Annotated in this window: 3 protein-coding genes; all 3 read right to left on the reverse strand. The window is 48.8% G+C overall.

The annotated features are described in order from the left end of the window. Positions 1–87: 87 nt before the first annotated feature. The gene (locus KDK14_RS04615) at positions 88–513 is read right to left on the reverse strand and encodes a hypothetical protein (protein ID WP_257263846.1); all 426 of its coding nucleotides are present in this window, start codon (positions 511–513) and stop codon (positions 88–90) included. Positions 514–615: 102 nt separating this feature from the next. Then, on the reverse strand, positions 616–1860 hold the full coding sequence (locus KDK14_RS04620) for an MATE family efflux transporter (protein WP_257263847.1): 1245 nt from the start codon (positions 1858–1860) through the stop codon (positions 616–618). A 271-nt stretch (positions 1861–2131) separates the two neighbouring features. Further along, a complete protein-coding gene (locus KDK14_RS04625; protein ID WP_257263848.1) occupies positions 2132–2635 on the reverse strand; it encodes a hypothetical protein in 504 nt (167 codons plus the stop codon). Positions 2636–2861: the final 226 nt, after the last annotated feature.

Below are 2861 nucleotides of genomic sequence, written 5' to 3' on the forward strand. Positions count from 1 at the left end.
CTCCTCAGAATCAGCAATTTTTAGCCTCAATTTCTCGCAATCCTCGCTACGGGGACGCCCAGTCGGGCGCTATTCTCGGACAGCCTCCTAGACACGTTCAATAATCTGTATTTTGGGCATTAGTGAAAGGTCCAATTTAACATCTGGAAAGCTTTGTCCAGTTAAACGTGGATAGTGAATACTGAAGAAACCGATGGTTGTACCAGCAATAGCACCTTCCTTAAATCCGGTCATTGCACATGCACCTCCTGAATAAATAGCATCAGTAGCACAATGCGTGATACTTCTTTCAGCCATTGCCATAAATGTGGTGGCTCCACCCGCTGCTTTTGCAGCTCCAATTGCTGCACCGGAATATATACTGTTTATTGCTCCACAAGAAAATCCAGCCACTCCAAAAATACAAGTACCAGCGACGGCTCCGGGTATGCACATGCCTATATCGGCACCACTTACTTCCATGCCTGGAACATTTACCTGAAACAATGGGGAACGTTCTGCGATATTATTCATTTGAAACCTCCTGACAAATTTCGATCGGACGGTTATATCAACCAAGCTCACAATAGACACCAGATGTCAGGCCACGGGCATCAGCACGGGGTCAGAAACCGATCACCAATGCCGACAAATAATGGCACGCAGACGCAAGGCCAAAAGGACTGCGCCCATGGTCAATGCTGTCACCAGACCAATCCATAAGCCATGGGGCCCCATTGGCTCAACAATCCAGTCGGTCAGCGCGAGAGTGTAGCCCAGGGGTAACGCCACGACCCAGCAGGCAAACAGAACCATCGCCATGGGTACCCGGGTATCTTTATAGCCACGAAGCGCACCATTGGCCGCAATCTGAATGCCATCGGCGTATTGGAACAATGCCCCATAAACCAGCAGCTGGGCAGCCAGAATGGCGACCTCTGAATTCTGTGTATAGATCGAGGTCACCATACCTGGCAGGAACAACATAACGCCAGCACTGACGGTGGCGCTGACCAGCGTCGTCGCAATACCGGCATAACTGGCGTAGGCGGCCTGTGCGGTGTTACCGGCACCCAGTGCCTGCCCGACACGAATGGTCAACCCCATCGACAGGCTCAGCGGCACCATAAACACCAAAGACGTAAAATTAAGGGCAATCTGATGCCCTGCAACCACGGTGGCCCCTAACTTGCCAATCAGCAGGGCCACCACCGAGAAAATACTGGCTTCAAAGAATATGGCCAGGCCAATGGGCACACCCAGCGTTAACTGACTGGAAATAATGCGTGGAGCGGGCAAATCCCAAGGGTCAAACAGGCCAATTTTACGATGCTGCTGACCCGGTATGGTGTAACCCGCCATCATCAGGAACATGGCCCAGAAACAAACAGCTGTCGCATAACCACAGCCGACACCGCCAAGCTCCGGGAACCCGAACTTGCCATAAATGAGGACATAGTTCAGTGGTATATTCAGGACCAGGGCAATGAAACTGAACACCATGCCGGGCCTGGTTTTACCGATTCCCTCGCAGTAGCAAGCAAGCACCTGGAACAGGCAAATCGCCGGAATACCCCAGGCCATGGCTTTTAGATACTCAAGGGTTTTATCCGCCATTGCGGGCTCAACCAGTAGCCATTGAAGCACAACATCATCAGACTGGTAAATAAAACCAGCCGCCAAGAGGCTCATCAACAAGGCAACCCAAAGCCCCTGACGCACCTGATCACCAATCTCGCCGGTTTGACGGGCACCGTAAAGATGAGCAACCGTGGGTGTGATCGCCATTAAAATGCCACGGATTAACAGGTAGACCGGCACCCAGATACTGGAGCCAAGGGCGATAGCCGCCAAATCCATAGCTGAATATTGTCCGGCCATGCTGGATCCACAAAAGTCATACCGGTGGTTGCCAGCTGGGCTCCCATAATCGGCCCGGCCAGATACAGCAATTCACCAAGTTCACCGAGATAGCGGGCAAAAGCAGAAAGAATGGTTCTCATTGTTGCTCACAGTTGATGCCCAACGCCATACAGATCGGGAGCGAAGGATTCTGTCTATCAATGAATCAAAGACTGGATTTCGTGATAGCACACAGTGTTTCTCTTGTTAATACTAAACAGTGCCTCAACAGGATCTCAAGGCAGACGGATCAGACAAGGAATCTCCCCCATTGGGGAGGGATTTCTTGACTGGCATTGGTTGGTGCAGAAGATGAACGCCATCTTATTATATGTTTTTTAACTCGCTGGACATCATCATCAATCTCTTCCATCACCTCAATTACAAATTTTTTCGCTTCTTCATTTCGATCTTCAACAAGGTTATACTTGGGTTCAACGTAATCCGGGGAACGATAATAGTCTAATTGCTCTATCGCGTTTCCCATGGTATGGATGATAGCATTGATTTGTGGGGCGATTAATTTCTGATCGGAATCTACTGCTTCTCGACGTGAATCGAAATTATTAATATCAGTTCCGCAATATTTGGTAAATTTCGGAATATGCATCTTTTCGACATAATCTGACAACACTTGAACCTGATAATCTCCGAATTTCGCCGGGTGACGTTTTTGAAATTCCGTGAGCGTTTCGCCGTCTGATGGAGTAATAATTTTACTATTATTTATATTACCACCTGTCACACTATTCACTTTCGATGCCTTTTCAGTTAATGGGTTTTATGTTTCTTTTGTTTAGACATCAAAACCCCAGAAAAATTCCTCTCCCCCAATTCGCGTATCACCGACTTGTCAGCAGTCCGGAAAAGCGGTTAACCCATGATGCAATTTCAGGAGGGAGGCCTGTCAGGAATTGTCCCGGAATAACTTCATCATTTTGTTCAGTCCGGTAAAATGCCGCCGCCCGCTTCCCGAAAAG

The sequence above is a fragment of the Endozoicomonas sp. ONNA2 genome, from assembly GCF_024606365.1.
Classification (GTDB): Bacteria; Pseudomonadota; Gammaproteobacteria; order Pseudomonadales; family Endozoicomonadaceae; genus Endozoicomonas.